General features: G+C 53.9%; 12 protein-coding genes. 8 read left to right on the plus strand and 4 right to left on the minus strand.

The genetic code is table 11. The features are described 5' to 3' along the window. Positions 1–80 precede the first annotated feature (80 nt). Together ACSHSR_RS05700 and gltB are read right to left on the minus strand one after the other, a co-directional pair. Positions 81–1,487, minus strand: a complete 1,407-nt coding sequence (locus tag ACSHSR_RS05700) for an FAD-dependent oxidoreductase (protein ID WP_123116745.1) — start codon at positions 1,485–1,487, stop codon at positions 81–83. 6 nt (positions 1,488–1,493) lie between these two features. Continuing rightward, positions 1,494–5,942: a glutamate synthase large subunit gene (gltB, locus tag ACSHSR_RS05705; RefSeq protein WP_304715930.1), complete on the minus strand. Its 4,449-nt coding sequence runs from the start codon at positions 5,940–5,942 to the stop codon at positions 1,494–1,496. A 500-nt stretch (positions 5,943–6,442) separates the two neighbouring features. Between gltB and mnmL the strand changes: the two genes are divergently transcribed. From mnmL to oxyR, 3 genes are all read left to right on the plus strand, one after another. Next, positions 6,443–7,363: a tRNA modification radical SAM protein MnmL/YtqA gene (gene mnmL, locus ACSHSR_RS05710; RefSeq protein WP_025887834.1), complete on the plus strand. Its 921-nt coding sequence runs from the start codon at positions 6,443–6,445 to the stop codon at positions 7,361–7,363. A 148-nt stretch (positions 7,364–7,511) separates the two neighbouring features. Then, complete coding sequence (locus ACSHSR_RS05715; protein ID WP_025010539.1) at positions 7,512–7,877, plus strand: Hpt domain-containing protein; 366 nt, start codon at positions 7,512–7,514, stop codon at positions 7,875–7,877. 258 nt (positions 7,878–8,135) lie between these two features. Beyond that, on the plus strand, positions 8,136–9,044 hold the full coding sequence (gene oxyR, locus ACSHSR_RS05720) for a hydrogen peroxide-inducible genes transcriptional activator OxyR (protein WP_479631335.1): 909 nt from the start codon (positions 8,136–8,138) through the stop codon (positions 9,042–9,044). Between the two features lie 51 nt (positions 9,045–9,095). Here the strand turns inward: oxyR and ACSHSR_RS05725 are convergent, their stop codons facing one another. After that, positions 9,096–10,178, minus strand: a complete 1,083-nt coding sequence (locus tag ACSHSR_RS05725; protein WP_025010540.1) for an adenylate/guanylate cyclase domain-containing protein — start codon at positions 10,176–10,178, stop codon at positions 9,096–9,098. Between the two features lie 123 nt (positions 10,179–10,301). Then, positions 10,302–10,976 (minus strand): DNA mismatch repair endonuclease MutH, encoded by a 675-nt coding sequence (gene mutH, locus ACSHSR_RS05730; protein WP_208184962.1) that lies wholly within the window; start codon positions 10,974–10,976, stop codon positions 10,302–10,304. Between the two features lie 697 nt (positions 10,977–11,673). Between mutH and rppH the strand changes: the two genes are divergently transcribed. From rppH to thyA, 5 genes are read left to right on the plus strand one after another with little or no spacing between them, the layout of a single operon-like run. Then, positions 11,674–12,198 (plus strand): RNA pyrophosphohydrolase, encoded by a 525-nt coding sequence (gene rppH / locus ACSHSR_RS05735; protein WP_025010542.1) that lies wholly within the window; start codon positions 11,674–11,676, stop codon positions 12,196–12,198. A gap of 25 nt (positions 12,199–12,223) precedes the next feature. Beyond that, positions 12,224–14,458: a phosphoenolpyruvate--protein phosphotransferase gene (gene ptsP / locus ACSHSR_RS05740; protein ID WP_221058973.1), complete on the plus strand. Its 2,235-nt coding sequence runs from the start codon at positions 12,224–12,226 to the stop codon at positions 14,456–14,458. Between the two features lie 49 nt (positions 14,459–14,507). Continuing rightward, on the plus strand, positions 14,508–15,308 hold the full coding sequence (locus tag ACSHSR_RS05745; RefSeq protein WP_062793821.1) for a sulfite exporter TauE/SafE family protein: 801 nt from the start codon (positions 14,508–14,510) through the stop codon (positions 15,306–15,308). A gap of 37 nt (positions 15,309–15,345) precedes the next feature. Then, complete coding sequence (gene lgt / locus ACSHSR_RS05750) at positions 15,346–16,173, plus strand: prolipoprotein diacylglyceryl transferase (RefSeq protein ID WP_071238279.1); 828 nt, start codon at positions 15,346–15,348, stop codon at positions 16,171–16,173. Further along, positions 16,173–16,967 carry a thymidylate synthase gene (gene thyA, locus ACSHSR_RS05755; RefSeq protein WP_071238278.1) on the plus strand — a complete coding sequence of 265 codons (795 nt, stop codon included), beginning with the start codon at positions 16,173–16,175 and terminating at the stop codon, positions 16,965–16,967. The genes lgt and thyA overlap by 1 nt, the downstream gene beginning before the upstream one ends. Positions 16,968–17,022: the final 55 nt, after the last annotated feature.

Consider the following 17,022-nt stretch of genomic DNA (forward strand, 5'->3'; position numbering starts at 1 on the left):
GCTATTCCCGGAGTGTAGAACAGATGAAAAAAAGCGCACCCGGGAGGTGGGTTCCCGGATGCGCTCAAAGTGTTGAGTTGTCAGCTGAGGAAGTTGAGTATCCCCAGCGCCGCATCACGTCCTTCGGCGATGGCGGTGACCACCAGATCGGAACCCCTGACCATGTCACCACCGGCAAACACTTTAGGATTGCTGGTTTGGAACGGATTGGCCGCTTCTTTCTCGGCTTTCACCCGGCCCCATTGATCCAGGGCGATATCAAACTCGGCAAACCAGGGCGCCGGGCTGGGTTGGAAACCGAAGGCGACAATCACGGCGTCGGCCTCCAGCAGCTGGTCGCTGCCCGGGATGGGCTCAGGACGCCGACGACCACTGGCATCGGCGTTGCCGAGCGCGGTTTCAACAAATTCGACTCCCTTGACCTTGCCATCGTCTGTGGCAATCGCCACTGGCTGGCGGTTGAACAGGAACTCGACCCCTTCTTCGCGGGCATTTTGCACCTCACGGCGCGAACCCGGCATATTCTCCTCGTCGCGGCGATAGGCACAGATAACCGATTCGGCGCCTTGGCGCACCGCCGTGCGCACACAGTCCATGGCGGTATCACCGCCGCCGAGTACTACCACTTTCTTGCCCTTGAGGTCGATGTAGGGCTGCGCCGGATCGGCTTGCCCCATTAACTCTCGGGTGTTGGCAATCAGGTAGGGCAGGGCCTGAATAACCCCTTCGGCCTCTTCACCGGGCAGGCCCGCCTGCATGGCGTTATAGGTACCCATGCCGAGGAACACGGCATCGAAGTTGGCCAGCAACTCGGCAAAGGGAATATCCTGGCCGACGGTGACGCCGAGGCGGAACTCTATCCCCATGCCTTCCATCACGCTGCGGCGGGTAGCCATTACAGACTTGTCGAGCTTAAAGGCGGGAATACCATAGGTCAGCAGGCCGCCTATCTGAGGGTACTTGTCAAAGACCACCGCCTTGACTCCGTTGCGGGCCAGGATATCGGCGCAGCCAAGACCGGCCGGCCCCGCGCCTATGATGGCGACCCGCTCGCTTCTGGGCGTCACCTGGCTCATGTCCGGGCGCCAGCCTTGGGCGATGGCGGTATCCGTGATGTATTTTTCCACATTGCCTATGGTGACGGCGCCGAAATCATCATTCAGGGTACAGGCGCCTTCACATAGCCTGTCCTGCGGGCAGACTCGGCCGCAGACCTCCGGCAGGGTATTGGTTTCATGCACCAGGTCTGCCGCTTCCAGGATACGTCCCTGTTTGGCCAGCTTGAGCCAGTTGGGGATATAGTTGTGCAGCGGGCATTTCCACTCGCAATAAGGGTTACCACAGTCCAGGCAGCGGTCTGCCTGCTGGTCGACCTGCGCCTGGGCAAAGGGTTGGTAAATCTCAATAAACTCTGTCTTGCGGCGTGAGATAGCCTGCTTGCTTGGGTCGATACGACCCACTTCGATAAACTGAAAATCGTTACTCATGCTCGCTTACCCCGCTTTTACGGCCAGTTCCGGGCTCGGTTGTTCCAGTTTGAGCAGATCCGAAACCTGAATATTCTTGGGCTTGACCAGGACAAAACAATCGAGCCAGTTGTCAAACTCACTGAGAATGGCACTGGCGTGTTCACTGCCGGTCTCGGCCACATGCTGCTCTATCAGCCCTTTGAGGTGCTGCTGATGAATCGGCGACTCCAGCTTGAGGGTGTCGACCAGTTCGGTATTGACCCTACGGTTAAAGCGGCCGAATTGATCGAACACATAGGCGAAACCGCCGGTCATACCGGCGCCAAAGTTGACGCCCGTGGTACCCAGCACCACCACTATGCCGCCTGTCATATATTCACAGCCGTTGTCACCGACCCCTTCAACTACCGCCAGCGCCCCTGAATTTCTGACCGCGAAACGCTCACCGGCTCGTCCTGCCGCAAACAGCTTGCCGCCGGTGGCACCATAGAGACAGGTATTACCGACAATGGCGCTGCGCTCGGATTGGAAGGCGCTGCCGAGCGGCGGATAGATGGCGATTTTGCCGCCGGACATACCTTTACCCACATAGTCGTTGGCGTCGCCGCACAGTGACAGCTCGAGTCCAGGGCTGTTCCAGACCCCGAAACTCTGACCGGCGCTGCCGTTGAAGCTGAGCCTTATCGGCTTGGGACAGCCTTTTACGCCCCAGGTTGCCGCGATATGGCCCGAAAGCGCGGCGCCTACCGAGCGGTCGGTATTATTGATGGGGAAGCAGACATCGAAACCTTCGCCCTTGGTGACGTGCTCGGCGCACTTGGCCAGCAGTTCCTGGTTCAGGCTGCCGGGATCTGCCGGCGTATTGGTCTCTTTCCAGGTCAGACTGGTGCTTGGCAATACTTCGGGTTTGAACAGGATAGGGGTCAGGTCCAGTCCCTGCTGCTTGGCGGTCTGGCCTTCGATGGCCTGCAGCCAATCGCTGCGTCCTACCAATTGTTCAAACTCACTGACCCCCAGCTTGGCCATCCATTCACGCACCTCTTCGGCGACAAACTCAAAGTAAGTCATCACTCGCTCGGGCAAGCCATGATAGTGCTTGTCTCTCAAGGTCTTGTCCTGAGTGGCGACCCCGGTGGCACAGTTGTTGAGGTGGCAGATACGCAGGTATTTGCAGCCGAGCGCTATCATGGGCACAGTGCCAAAGCCGAAGCTTTCGGCACCCAGTAAGGCCGCCTTGATAACATCTGTGCCAGTCTTGAGACCACCATCCACCTGCAGGCGTATTTTGTGTCGCAGACCATTGGCCACCAGAGACTGATGCACTTCGGCAAGGCCCAGCTCCCAAGGACTACCGGCATACTTGACCGATGTCAGTGGGCTGGCGCCTGTGCCGCCATCGTAGCCGGAAACGGTAATCATATCGGCATAGGCCTTGGCGACCCCTGTGGCTATGGTGCCAACGCCTGGCTCAGAGACCAGCTTAACCGAGATAAGCGCCTTGGGGTTTATCTGCTTGAGATCGAAGATCAGCTGCGCCAAATCCTCGATGGAGTAAATATCGTGGTGCGGCGGCGGTGAAATTAGCGTCACGCCCGGGCGGGCATGCCTGAGGCCGGCGATTTCAACACTGACCTTATGACCGGGCAGCTGACCGCCTTCACCGGGCTTGGCACCCTGGGCGACCTTGATCTGCAACACTTCGGCGTTAATCAGATAATGGGCGGTTACCCCAAAGCGGCCAGAGGCTATCTGCTTGATGGCCGAATTGCGTTCGCTGTTGAATCGGCGGGCATCTTCGCCGCCTTCGCCTGAGTTTGAGCGACCGCCGAGACGGTTCATGGCGATGGCCAGCGCTTCGTGGGCTTCCGGGCTCAGGGCGCCGATACTCATGGCGGCGCTGTCGAATCTGGGGAAGAGTGTCTTGGCCCCTTCCACATCCTTGAGCGCTATGCTCTCGCGCTGCTGTTTGATGCTCAGCAGATCCCTCAAGGTGGCGACCGGCCTTTGGTCTACCAACTCGGCAAACCGTTTATAGAGCGGGTAATCCACCTCTTTCAGAGCCCGTTGCAGGGTGTTGACCACATCCGGGTTAAAGCAGTGGTATTCGCCGCCCTCAACGTACTTGAGCAAACCGCCCTGCGGCAGCGGTACATGGGGGCGGAAGGCCGCCTGACTCAGCAGTTGCTGATCGGCTTCTATACCATCGAAACCCACACCCTGAATACGGCTGACCACGCCGTTGAAGCATTGTTTAATTACCTCGTCGGCCAGGCCTATGGCCTCAAACTGCTGGCTGCAGCGATAGGAGGCGACTGTGCTGATCCCCATCTTGGACATGATCTTGCGCAGCCCTTTCTCAATGCCGTAGCGGAAGTTGAGCATCAGATTGACGATATCCTCGGCCTGATGGCGCTTGGCGAGTTCGGCAATGGACTCGTACACCAGGTAGGGGTAAATGGCCGTAGCGCCAAAGCCCAGCAGTACCGCGAAATGGTGCGGATCCCGGGCCGAGGCCGTCTCCACTATGATGTTGGTGTCACAGCGCAGGCTCTTGTTCACCAGCATCTGTTGTACTGAACCTACCGCCATGGCGGCCGGAATGACCAGGGTGTCTTTGCTGACGGCGCGATCCGAGAGCACTATCAGGGTGGTGCCGGTGCGAGCCAGGCGCTCGGCTTCATCCGTGATCCGTTTGATTGCCTGACTCAGGCCTTCGGAGGCCGGATAGTTAAGATCAACCTTGTTGGCACGGTAATAGGTGCTGTCCAGACTCAGCAGTTGGTTGAAGTCACTGAACAGCAAGATAGGCGAGTTGAACATCACCCGATAGGCGTGTCCCGTGGTTTCGTTAAACAGGTTCTGCTCGCGGCCGATACAGGTGGCCAGCGACATCACATGTTTCTCCCGCAGCGGATCGATTGGCGGGTTGGTGACCTGGGCAAACTTTTGCCGGAAATAGTCATACAGCGAGCGCTGTTTCTTCGACAGCACTGCCATCGGAGTGTCATCGCCCATGGAGCCGGTGGCTTCTTCGCCTTTGCTGGCCAGTACCCAGATCACTTGCTCAAGTTCTTCTCGGCTGTAGCCGAACAGCTTCTGGTACTGCAGCAAAGTGCCCTGGTTGAATTCACTGACACCCTGATCCTGCGGCGACAGTTGCTCAGCCGGCACCAGAGTTTGACTATTCTTTGCCATCCACTCCTTATAGGGGTGACGACGTTTAAGATCGTTATCGATTTCGAATGACTGATAAAGACGGCCGCTGAGGGTGTCGAGCACCAAAAGTTCACCCGGGCCGACCCGGCCTTTTTCAATCACTTCATCCGGGCCATAGTCCCAGATACCCACTTCCGAGGCCAGAGTGAGAATTCTGTCTTTGGTGATCACATAGCGTGATGGCCGCAGCCCATTGCGATCAACCGCGCAGGCGGCGTGGCGACCGTTGGTCATGACTATCCCTGCCGGGCCATCCCAAGGCTCCATATGCATGGAGTTAAAGTCATAGAAGGCCTTGAGCTCTTCATCCATCTCGGGGTTACTCTGCCATGCAGGCGGGATAAGCAAACGCATGGCGCGGTAAAGGTCCATGCCGCCGGCCAGCAGCATCTCCAGCATATTGTCCAGTGACGACGAATCTGAGCCGGTTTCATTGACAAACGGGGCGGCCTGCTGCAAGTCAGGCAGCAGCGGTGAGTTGAACTTGTAAGCCCGCGCCCGAGCCCATTGGCGGTTACCCGTGATGGTATTGATCTCGCCATTGTGGGCCAGAAAACGGAACGGCTGTGCCAGTGGCCACTTGGGTGAGGTGTTGGTCGAGAAGCGCTGGTGGAACAGGCAGATAGAGCTTTGCAGCCTAATATCGGCCAGATCCGGATAAAAGGCCGGCAGATCGGCCGGCATCATCAAGCCTTTGTAGACAATGACCTGGCCGGAAAGGCTGGCTACATAAAAGTCTTTATCCTGGGTCAATTGCTGCTCGAGGCGGCGCCGAGCCATATAGAGGCGCCGCTCCAGATCTTTTTCACGCCAGCCAATGGGAGCATTGATGAGCACTTGCCAAATTTGCGGCAAACTGGACTTGCCTATCTCGCCGAGCACTTCCGGGTTAACCGGAACCGGACGCCAGCCGGCAATACTCAGGGTCTCTTTCTCCAGTTCCCGCTCAAGCAATATTCTGGCTTCGGCTGCCAGGGTTTCGTCCTGGTTTAAAAACAGCATGCCAACGGCGAACTTACGGCTGAGATGCCAGCCCTGCTCGGCCGCAATGGCCTCAAAGAATCCTGTGGGCATTTGCATCAGCAAACCGCAACCGTCGCCAGTGCGTCCGTCAGCTGCAATACCACCACGATGTTTCATGCGGTCGAGGCCATGGATTGCCGTGCGAACAATGCGATGGCTGGCTTCGCCATCCATCTGGGCTATCAATCCAAAACCACAGTTATCCCGCTCGAAACTGGGATGATACAAGCTCATACAAAACCTCCCTTAACATCACTATTACTACTCGGGAGAGAGTACCAAACTCTATAGATATGCACCCGAACCATCCAAATTATCCTGAGACTTGCTAAAGGTCAAACCTAAATATTGCATATATTTGATGACATTTGGGGTGTTTCATACAGAATCTTTAATTGCATTACGTTAACGTAAACTGAAAATTGAGCTGTATAACACTATGAATGAAAAGAAAATCTACTTTGGGGTGATTTGATGTTCACTTAATTTTAACAAATAGCCTCGAATTATCCTTGCAGAAGAAAAACTGATTTCCAGCCTGATTGTCTCTTGCGTTAAAAAATTGCCTGGAGTGACTAAATATTCACAAAAGTGTGAGCTGGATCGGGTTGCATCCAATCGAATTGGTCTTCGATCACCAGCAAAAGCAGCAGTCATTTGTGACATAAATTGACCTGGAGCAGAGCGGCCCTGAACAGGAGTCGTTAGACTGGCGACTTTTTTGAGAGAAGCAAATGGGACTGGACGACTTTGTCACTACCTTTGGTCAATACTGCCGGCAACAATTTGGTCAACGGTTACAAAAGCTGACTCTGGATGCGCGTTTTACCTGTCCCAATCGCGACGGAACTCTGGGGCGCGGTGGTTGCACTTTCTGTAATGTCGCATCCTTCAGTCATGAACATGGAACCGACTTGTCGATTGCGGCTCAGCTCGAGGCCGGCAAACAGAAGATGCAGGCAAAGGCTTCGCGGTTTTTGGCTTACTTCCAGGCTTATACCAGTACCTATGAAGAGTATGCCGAGCTCAAGCGTAAATACGATGAGGCGCTGCAGAGCGAGCAGGTAGTGGGTTTGTGTGTCGGTACCCGCCCGGATTGCGTACCGGATAGAGTGCTTGATCTGCTGGCGCAATATCAACAAAACGGCAGTGAAGTCTGGTTGGAGCTGGGTTTACAGAGTGCTCACGATGCCACGCTCAAACGGATTAACCGTGGCCATGACTTTGCCGTCTATCAGGATGCCGTCTTACGAGCCCGTAGTCGCGGACTCAAGGTGTGTACTCATCTGATCCTCGGACTCCCGGGAGAAGGTATGACGGAGCATCTACAAACTCTGGATGCGGTTTTGGACTCTGGAGTGGATGGTCTTAAACTGCACCCCCTGCATATAGTGGCCGGCAGTACCATGGCCAAGGCCTGGGAAGCGGGCAGGTTGCAGCCGCCGACACTGGAGGAGTATGTTATCAGTGCGGCGCAGTTGATCCGTCATACGCCAAAAGAGATAGTGTTTCATCGGGTGACCGCCTATGCCAGTCGTCCCGTGTTGCTGGCGCCGGATTGGTGCGCTCAGCGCTGGATAGGTTTGGTAGCACTGGTGGATGAGTTGGCGGCCAAGGGCGGGCAGGGTTCTGGGTTAATCAATTTAAATCAATAGCCTATAAACTTTTGTATGAGTTGTTCTCGCTTTTTGTATCACTAATGTTAAATGCAAGAAAGTTTTGACCCGTTTGACGCCTATAAGTTGCACCTGCAATTTTAGCGGGTATGATGTGGTAAATCTGACACATTCGAGGAGCGCCTTCATGGCCACAACTGAACTGGATACTATCTTAGATCTCAATACCCTGGAGCAGTACTGTAGTGCTATAGGTGCCGGCACCTTACTCAAGAGTGTGGTGTTATTTGAACAGTTGCTGCCAGAGTATGTCGCAAACCTGCAAAAGGCCGAGGCGGCCGGAGACAAGGATACCCTGTGTGCCGAGGCTCACAAGTTCAAAGGTGCTGCCGGCTCTGTAGGATTGAAACGGATCCAACAGACAGCACAGCAACTGCAACACGGTGAAGAAGCAGAATGGGAAGCCGGGCACAAAGAGTGGCTGACAATCATTGTTGAACATGCCGGTGAAGATCTGCAGCAACTTAAGTCTTTCCTCGAAGCCAAAGCATAAATTCCGGCCTTGGGTGCCGGAGAGAAACTCCGGCGCTGCCAAGGTACTCAGAAACTCCCGCCACTACCCCTTTTCTAATACCTGAACCTTAGCCGTCAAGGCTTGGGTTTTCTGCTATTTCCGCTTCAGCAATGGATTTCTTACCTGGATGATTTATCGCCTCGGTCACACTCCTGATCTGATACTGCTGCTCGGCAGACTTTTTGTGTTAGATTAGATAGAACTTTCTAATGCATTACTTAATTGGTAATCGACAAAATGAAACACTTACCCAGTTTGAAAAACCTCTATTATCTGGTGAATCTGCATCAGGAGCAGAACTTCAACCGGGCGGCCAAGGTGTGCCATGTGAGCCAATCGACACTCTCCAGCGGGATCCAGAATCTGGAAGAGCAGTTGGGCTATCAGCTGATCGAGCGGGACCACAAGTCCTTTATGTTTACTGCTATTGGTGAAGAAGTGGTGCAGCGTTCGCTGAAGATTCTGACCGATGTCGACGATTTGGTGGAGCTGGTGAAGAACCAGGGCGCACCCATGACAGGGGAGATTCGGCTTGGCTGTATTCCCACCATTGCTCCGTTCCTGCTGAGCCGTGTAGTTAAGCAGTGCCAGAAGTCCTATCCGGATCTGAGTCTGCTGCTGAAAGAGGACACCACAGAGCGTTTGTTGACTGCCTTGGGTAAGGGCGAGCTGGATCTGTTGTTGTTAGCTCTGCCGGCCGATACTTCCGGCTATCACAGCATGAAGGTGGGTATAGACCCTTTCAAGATGGTGGTGCACAAGGACTTGTCTGCCGATATTCATGAACCGGTGGACTATCAGGCGCTGCCGGATGAGAGTATTTTTCTGTTGCAGAGTGAGCACTGCATTACCGGTCATGCCATCAGTGCCTGCCAGCTGGGTGACAGCGCCAAGGTCAATCCTTTCGCCGCCACCAGTTTGCATACCTTGGTACAGATGGTGAACAGTAAACTGGGCACGACTTTCCTGCCGCAGATGGCAATAGATGCAGGGATATTGAAAGACACGGATCTTGCGGTGATGAGCCCTCCAGGGGAGGCACCATTTCGTGAGATAGGCTTGGTGTGGCGTCAGACAACCAGCCGGATCCTGACCTTCAGAACTTTGGGGTTGGAGATCCAGCAGCAGCTGCAGCAGCAGGTTTAGGCTTGGATTCAATCCATATCAATAAAAAACGGCCCTTTGATGGGCCGTTTTTTATGACTGATTACCTTGTTTGGGCTTAACCCCGAAAACTTCAATGGAGTGTTGTTTTCCCTTGAGCTTGACCGGTCCCAGATTGGTGAGCTGATACTCACTGTCGTCGTTTTCCAGCCTCGCTACCAGCGCGCCGGAGAGCAGCATCCTTTGTCCTAAGGGATTACACTGATCCTGCAGTCTCGCCAAGGTGTTGAGCACGTCGCTGAAGAAACTGATCTCCTGCTTTTGCACCCCAACCACGGCTGCAACCACTTGGCCGCAATGAGCTGCCGCCTTGAACTTGGGAACAAAGCCGTAATGTTCTTCAAAATAGCGTCGCTGCCAATTGAGCTGCTGGCTGAATTCAAAGTAGATGTTCATGCATCTGTCGTTGATGATGCCGTCTTCCAATGGCCAGTGAATGAGCACAGCGTCACCCATGTAACGATAGATCTCGGCATCATTGTTGGTGACTGTGTCGGAAAGTAAGCTGAAGCTGTCCTGGATCAGTCGACTGAAGCGGTAATCCCCCAGAGATTCGGCATGGGTGGTGGAAGCCACCATATCGAGATAGAGAAACAGTCGCTGCTCGTATCTGGGCTTATGATACTTACCCAGACCTATATTCAGCAGGATCCTGGGCCCCACCAGCAGGGCCATCTGTTCGATAAAGGCGAGCCCGACCCGTACGACCACCAGATAGATGATTAGCGCCTGGAATGAGGGGCTATAGAGGATATGCACTGTCAGCATCTGTCTCAAGGTCGCCATATGGTTCTCTATGGCCCACATATTGAGGTACTGGGTCATATAAGCCAAAGTAGTGGCGCCCAAGAGCAGAAACAGCCCTTTGAAGATGACGGAGAAGACGTAGGGCAGGCGATTGATGGCACTGAAATCGGCTATCAGGTTCGACATCCAATGCAGACTGCCGAAAATTACTCCCATGTAGGCGGCCAGGGTCGCGAGATCCGCCGAGCCGACAGCCCACTGAGGCAGCTCAGTGGTTTGGGCATAGCGAAAAAATACAAAAGCTGCCATGGCTCCCGTCCATGCCATAATGGCAAACAGAAGCTTTTTGGCCTGGCGACGCGCTCTCACGAGGTGAAATCTATCCTAAATTTAAGGGGCCTTCTCAGGATGCGCTAGTTTATAGAATATACCCCTCTGATTTCCAGCGGTAATTGTGATCTTAATCAAGGCAAGTGCGGATTAGAGTCGATATCAGCCAAAAAAGCGCTCAAGTAGTCCTTTGGTGAACTGGGTCTTGAGATAAAAGCCCCTTGGGTTTGTCATCTGGATATTGCCGTCTTCGGCAATACTTTCGGTCAACACTTTGCTGTTGGCCGCCTTGGGTCTGAGCTGTAATACCTCACCGTGCCTGGCGGTGATCTTGCTGACTTTGCCCATGCTGATAAGCTCCATGATCTCTTCCCAGTCCTGGCGCAATAGCCTGTCTTCCTCTGTGCTGGGTTCCCACAGCAGCGGTGAGCCGATACGTCGAACACCCGGAGAAAGTTCTCTGTCTCCCTGAACCGGGATCCACAGTACCCGCTGCAACTTGTGATACACCAGACTCTGTTCCCAGCGCAGTCCTGAGATATTGGTCAGCGGCGCGACACAAACATAGGTGGTTTCCAGCGGCATGCCGCGCTCATCTATCGGGATACTCTTAAGCTCTACCCCAAGATGCAGGAAGTCTTGCTCAGGTTTGGAGCCCGCTGTCGCCCCCAATGCCAGTTCCAGCAGTTGTCCGGTCCAACCTTTGTCGCGGCGAAAGTCTCTGGGCACGGCTACCCCTAAGGATTCGGCGAGCTGTCCAAGAGTCAGCCCGGCGATATCGTCAGCGCGCTGCAGTAGTTGTGCCAATGAGCTTGGCGGCATGATATTGGTTTTCATGGCGCTGATTTTACCTGAGCGGCACTGGATAACAAGGTTGTACAAAAACCGACCGCCACTGTGCAAACCAAGCCAATCCCCTGTGTGCAAGTTTGTATCTTAATGTTTTTATTGGCTAAAGTGTTTTTGGTTGACCGCCGAATAATGGTTTTCCTGAGTTACTCGCCGATTTCCCCTGTGTTGCCAACAAACTTATCCACAACATTTTGGGATAACTGAGTATTTTTGGCTTCAATAAAGCAAATAATGGTGAGTGTCAACCGGGTTTTGACACCATTTTGGACCTTTAAGCCAAGTTTTTGGCCATGGGGTGTGAATAAAGTTTTGTGATATTGCCCGCAAGTCGGTTCTGATTACTCGTTGGTTAAAAAGTGCTCTGTTGATAGGGTTGCTGTCGATTGCTTTCTTTTTTATGTATCTATCTTTTTGTATTTAAAGTGATTTTGTTTTGATTTTTACTTTTGGGCTTAGACTGTAAGGGTTGCAAAAAACAGCGTTTCCAGAAGTTCAGTCGAGTTTCAAACAGAGATATCCACAGTTTTTGTGGATATCCACTCAAACATGGCAGAGCGGTTGTTGATAAAGTGGGAAACTCCATTTGCTTATCCAGAGAAAAAGCCGTAAATAGAGAATTGCTGCCGACGTGGGATTGTGAAACAATCGAATCATTGAAATTTATCGCTTTTTCGGAGTCCATGTGATTGACAGCGACGGTTTTCGCGCAAATGTGGGCATCATTATCTGTAACAGATTTGGCCAAGTAATGTGGGCCAGGCGTTTCGGTCAGCACTCCTGGCAGTTTCCCCAAGGGGGATTGGATGACGGTGAATCCGCTGAAGATGCCATGTATCGAGAGCTGTATGAAGAAGTAGGGCTCAGGCCGGAACATGTGCAGATACTGACATCCACCCGCTCCTGGTTGCGATACAGATTGCCAAAGCGTTTGGTGCGCCAGGACAGCAAGCCTGTCTGTATCGGCCAAAAGCAGAAATGGTTTTTGCTCCAGCTCAAGAGTCAGGACAGTGCCGTCAACTTGAATTCGTCCGGCCATCCTGAGTTCGATGACTGGCGCTGGGTAAGTTATTGGTACCCTGTGCGTCAGGTCGTATCTTTTAAACGTGACGTCTACCGTAAGGTTATGAAAGAGTTCGCCACCACGGCTCTGGCATTGCAGACACGGGAGCCTTCACGCCGACGGGGACGACAAAGAGCAGCAGGCTGAGGTTTGATATCGAAAGGGGGAACAGGTGTTAAACACGCTCAGGGATATTACTCAGGCAGTTGCGGCCGCAAGGGATCTTGAGGCTGCCCTTGAGCTATTGGTCGGCCAGATAAAGGCCGCCATGAGCACTCAGTGTTGTTCTATCTATATTCTGGATAAAAATGAGTTGGTCCTCTCCGCCACAGATGGCTTGGAACCCAGTGCCGTCGGCCGGGTTCGCATGCCGTTGACCGAAGGTCTGGTAGGCCTGGTTGCCGAGCGTGAAGAAGCTATCAACCTTGCTGATGCCAGAGCCCATCCCAGATTCAAACTCTTTCCCGAAGTGGCCGAAGAGGAATATCGCGCCTTTCTCGCCGCGCCCATTATCTATCAGAAACAGTTGCTTGGCGTCATAGTAGTGCAGCAGCCCAGTGCCCGTCAGTTCAGTGAAGGGGAAGAAGCCTTTCTAATGACGCTGGCGGCGCAGTTGGCCATGGCCATTCGCGGCCTCAAACAAAAAGCCAGCGTCAAGGAAGATCAGCTGCAAATCCTGTTTCAGGGCACGCCGGCCTCCAATGGTATCGCCATTGCCCATGCTTTGGTGCTGGGCGGGCAGATATCACTGGAGCAGCCGGATCAAACCGCAGCAGATATCCCCAATGAGCTTGAGCGCCTCAAGACAGCAATCGAGCGTTGCCGTAACACCCTGAGTACCCTGGCACAGCGTTTTGACCGTGAGCAGGATGAAGAGGTGGTGTCTATCTTCTCGGCGCTGCAACTCTTGCTGGAAGAGGCCAGCCTTGGGGGCGAATATCGCGATGAGGTGCTTGCGGGTTGGTGCGCCGAGTCGGCGGTCAGTCGCGTGTCTTTGCGTTACATCACCCAGTTTATGGCGATGGAAGACCCCTATCTCAAAGAGCGGGCCAGCGATATCCGTGACCTGGGGCAGAAGGTGCTGCGCCAGTTGATTGAGCCGGAACGGTTGGAGCTCAATGCCGATAAGCCGGTTATTCTGGTGACCCGTGAGGCGGATACTACCTTGTTGGCCGAGTTTCCGCGGCAAAAGTTGGCCGGGATAGTGACAGAGCTTGGCGGGGTCAACTCCCATGCCGCTATTCTGGCCCGGGCGCTGGGTGTACCGGCCATCACAGGGGTCGACCAGGTCTTGGCTGCCGACATCGACAAGAAGCTTTTGGTGCTCAATGCCACTCGCGGTCAGCTGATGGTGTCACCGTCTCCGGCCGTGGTCGGTGAGTACCGCAGTTTATTGTCTGCCGAGAGAGCGTTGCAGCGGCAATACGCCAGAGAGCTGAACCTGCCGGCCGAGACGGTCGATGGCAAGCGTATTCACCTTTACATGAACGCCGGATTGCTAAGCGGTTTGGCCTCGGAAATCGCCGAAGGCGCCGATGGTGTTGGGTTGTATCGCACCGAAATCCCCTTCATGTTGCAACAGCGCTTTCCCAGCGAGTCTGAGCAGGTAAAGGTGTATCGCCAGGTGCTGGAGGCGGCGTCCGGTCGGCCCGTGGTGATGCGCACCCTGGATGTGGGCGGGGACAAACCCTTGCCTTATTTCCCCATCAAGGAGGAAAACCCATTTTTGGGCTGGCGTGGCATTCGCTTGTCGCTGGACCATCCCGAGCTGTTTCTGGTGCAAATTCGCGCCATGCTCCAGGCCAGCGGCAGCGGTGAGCAACTGCATATTTTGCTGCCCATGGTCAGTAATCTCGATGAGATAGATCAATCGCTGGAATATATCGAACAGGCTTATTCCGAGCTTAAGTCGGATGTGAACCCTGAGCTGAAAAGACCCAAGGTCGGCATTATGCTGGAGGTGCCGGCGCTGCTGTTTCAACTGGATGAAGTCGCCAAGCGTGTTGATTTTGTTTCCGTCGGCAGCAACGACCTGACCCAATATCTGTTGGCGGTAGATCGCAACAACCCCAGGGTCAGCGCCCTGTTTGACAGCTATCATCCTGGGATATTGCGTTCACTGAAACAGGCGCGGGAGACCTGCCGTCAATATGGCCTAGGTGCCAGTGTCTGTGGCGAATTGGCCGGTGAACCCGGCGGCGCTTTGCTGCTTGTCGCCATGGGCTATAACCGCCTGAGTATGAACCAGGGGAGTTTGGCCAGAATAAATTATCTGCTGCGGCGAGTGCGCAGCAGTGAACTCGAGCAGTTGTTGGCCGAGGCGCTGACACTCAGGAGCGGCAGTGAAGTGCGGCAACTGGTGCACGATTATTTGGGGCAAAGAGAGCTGGCGGCCATTCTCAACTGAACCTGCCGTGGCGGGTGTATGGAATAACAACAAGAATTAAGGAACCTCTGTGGACACATTTCTCTGGGTATTCGGTGTTTGTCTGGCGTTGGGGGCCTTTGTCGGCTTTATGGCCGGCTTGTTGGGGATAGGCGGTGGTCTTATTGTGGTGCCGGCGCTGTTGTATATTTTACCCAAGGTGGGAGTTCCCGCCGCGCAGTTGCCCCATGTTGCCATTGCCACTTCGTTGGCGGCCATCATTTTGACCTCTTTTTCATCGGCCCGCGCCCATCACAGCCACGGCAATATTCCCTGGCCACTGTTTAAATCCATGTTGCCTGGTCTGGCGCTGGGGGCCTTGTGTTCGGGGTTTATCGCCGAATTGATCCCGGCCGATGATCTGCGCCGCGCCTTTGCCGTGTTTGTAATATTAATGGCCGTCCAGATGGCATTCCCTTTTCGCCCATCGGCGAAAGAGGGCTTGCCGCCATTTCCCGTTTTACTCATAGTCTCGGCGATTATTGCCATTATTGCCGCCTTGATGGGCATTGGTGGTGGGGTGCTTTTGGTGCCTTTCCTCACCTGGTGTGGGCTGCAGATGCGTCAGGCGGTGGGTTTTTCATCGGCTACCGGCCTTATCATCGCCCTTTGGGGGAGTTTAGGGTATGTTATCGCAGGCTGGAATGCCCCGGATATGCCAAGCGGCACTCTGGGATACATTTACCTGCCGGCTTTGGTGGGCATTATTGCCTCCTCAATGTTGGTGGCGCCTGTGGGTGTAAAAGCGGCCAGCACTTTGCCGACGCCGGTACTGAAGAAAATATTTGCACTTTTATTGGTTGTTGTGGGTCTTAAACTTATTCTGGCCTGATCTGCGCCGTAGTTAATTTAGGAATCGTCTTTCTGTTATGGCTTTAGAATTTCCCAATATTGATCCTGTGATCGTATCTTTTGGCCCCTTTGAGCTGTTCGGCCAGACTTTTGAACCGGCTTTGCGTTGGTATGGTTTCATGTATCTGCTGGGCTTTTTGGCCGCTATGATACTGCTCAACCGTATGGCTGACAGATCCAAGGGGGTATGGAGCCGCGAACAGGTATCGGATCTGCTGTTTTACGCTTTTCTCGGGGTGATCCTGGGGGGCCGCATAGGTTATGTGCTTGTCTACCATCTGGATTTCTTTATTGCAGACCCCTTGTACCTATTCAAGATCAGTGAAGGCGGCATGTCCTTCCACGGCGGTTTGATGGGGGTTATTCTGGCCATGCTCTACATCGCCTGGAAACAGAAGCGCAGCTTCTTCGCGGTGGCGGATATGGTGGCCCCCGTGGTGCCCATTGGCCTGGGCGCCGGGCGTCTTGGTAACTTTATCAATGGCGAGCTTTGGGGCCGAGTCACAGATGTACCTTGGGCAATAGTGTTTCCTTCCGGCGGCCCCGAGCCTCGTCACCCTTCGCAGCTGTATCAATTTGCCCTCGAAGGGGTAGCGCTGTTTATTTTGCTGCAATGGTTCAGCAGACGCAGTCCCAAGACAGGAGCCGTGTCCGGGATGTTTTTGCTCGGCTATGGTATCTTCCGCTGCATAGTGGAAACGGTCAGACAGCCAGATGCCCAACTCGGGCTTTATTTGGGCTTTTTGACCATGGGACAGATACTGTCAGTGCCCATGATCCTCTTTGGACTCTATCTGTTAATGCGTAATGCGCCGCAGGCCGGCGTGGTGAAGGACAAGCAGTAATGCAGCAATATCTTGATTTAATGCAACATATTTTAGATTCCGGTACCGACAAGAGTGACCGTACCGGCACGGGAACCCGCTCTGTATTTGGCTACCAAATGCGTTTTGACCTCAGTAAGGGGTTCCCCTTGGTGACCACCAAGAAGTGCCATCTGCGCTCCATCATCCATGAGCTGCTCTGGTTCCTGAAAGGGGACACCAATGTTACCTATCTGCGTGAAAACAAAGTGACGATTTGGGATGAGTGGGCCGATGAGGCCGGTAATCTGGGGCCGGTTTACGGCGCTCAGTGGCGCAGTTGGCCAACGCCCGATGGTGGTCATATCGATCAGATCACTCAGGTGATAGAGCAGATTAAGTCACAGCCGGATTCCAGACGTTTGATTGTCTCGGCCTGGAATGTCTCCGAGCTCGACAAGATGGCGCTGGCACCTTGTCATGCCTTCTTCCAGTTTTATGTAGCCGATGGCAAGTTGTCCTGTCAGCTGTATCAGCGCAGCTGTGATGTGTTCCTGGGATTGCCGTTCAATATCGCCAGCTACGCCTTGTTGACCATGATGGTAGCGCAGCAGTGTGATCTTGAATTGGGCGATTTTGTTTGGACCGGCGGTGATACCCACCTTTACTCCAATCATATGGAGCAAACGGCGCTGCAACTCAGCCGTGAGCCCAAGCCTTTGCCGCAAATGAAAATAACCCGTAAACCCGAATCAATTTTTGACTACCGATTCGAAGATTTCGAGTTGTCCGGTTACGAACCTCATCCTCATATTAAGGCGCCTGTCGCTATCTAAACCGGGTTTTTCGTGGAATACTTCGCATATCTCGAGGTATTCCTTAGAAACTTTC

The organism is Shewanella sp. VK101 (assembly GCF_056497865.1).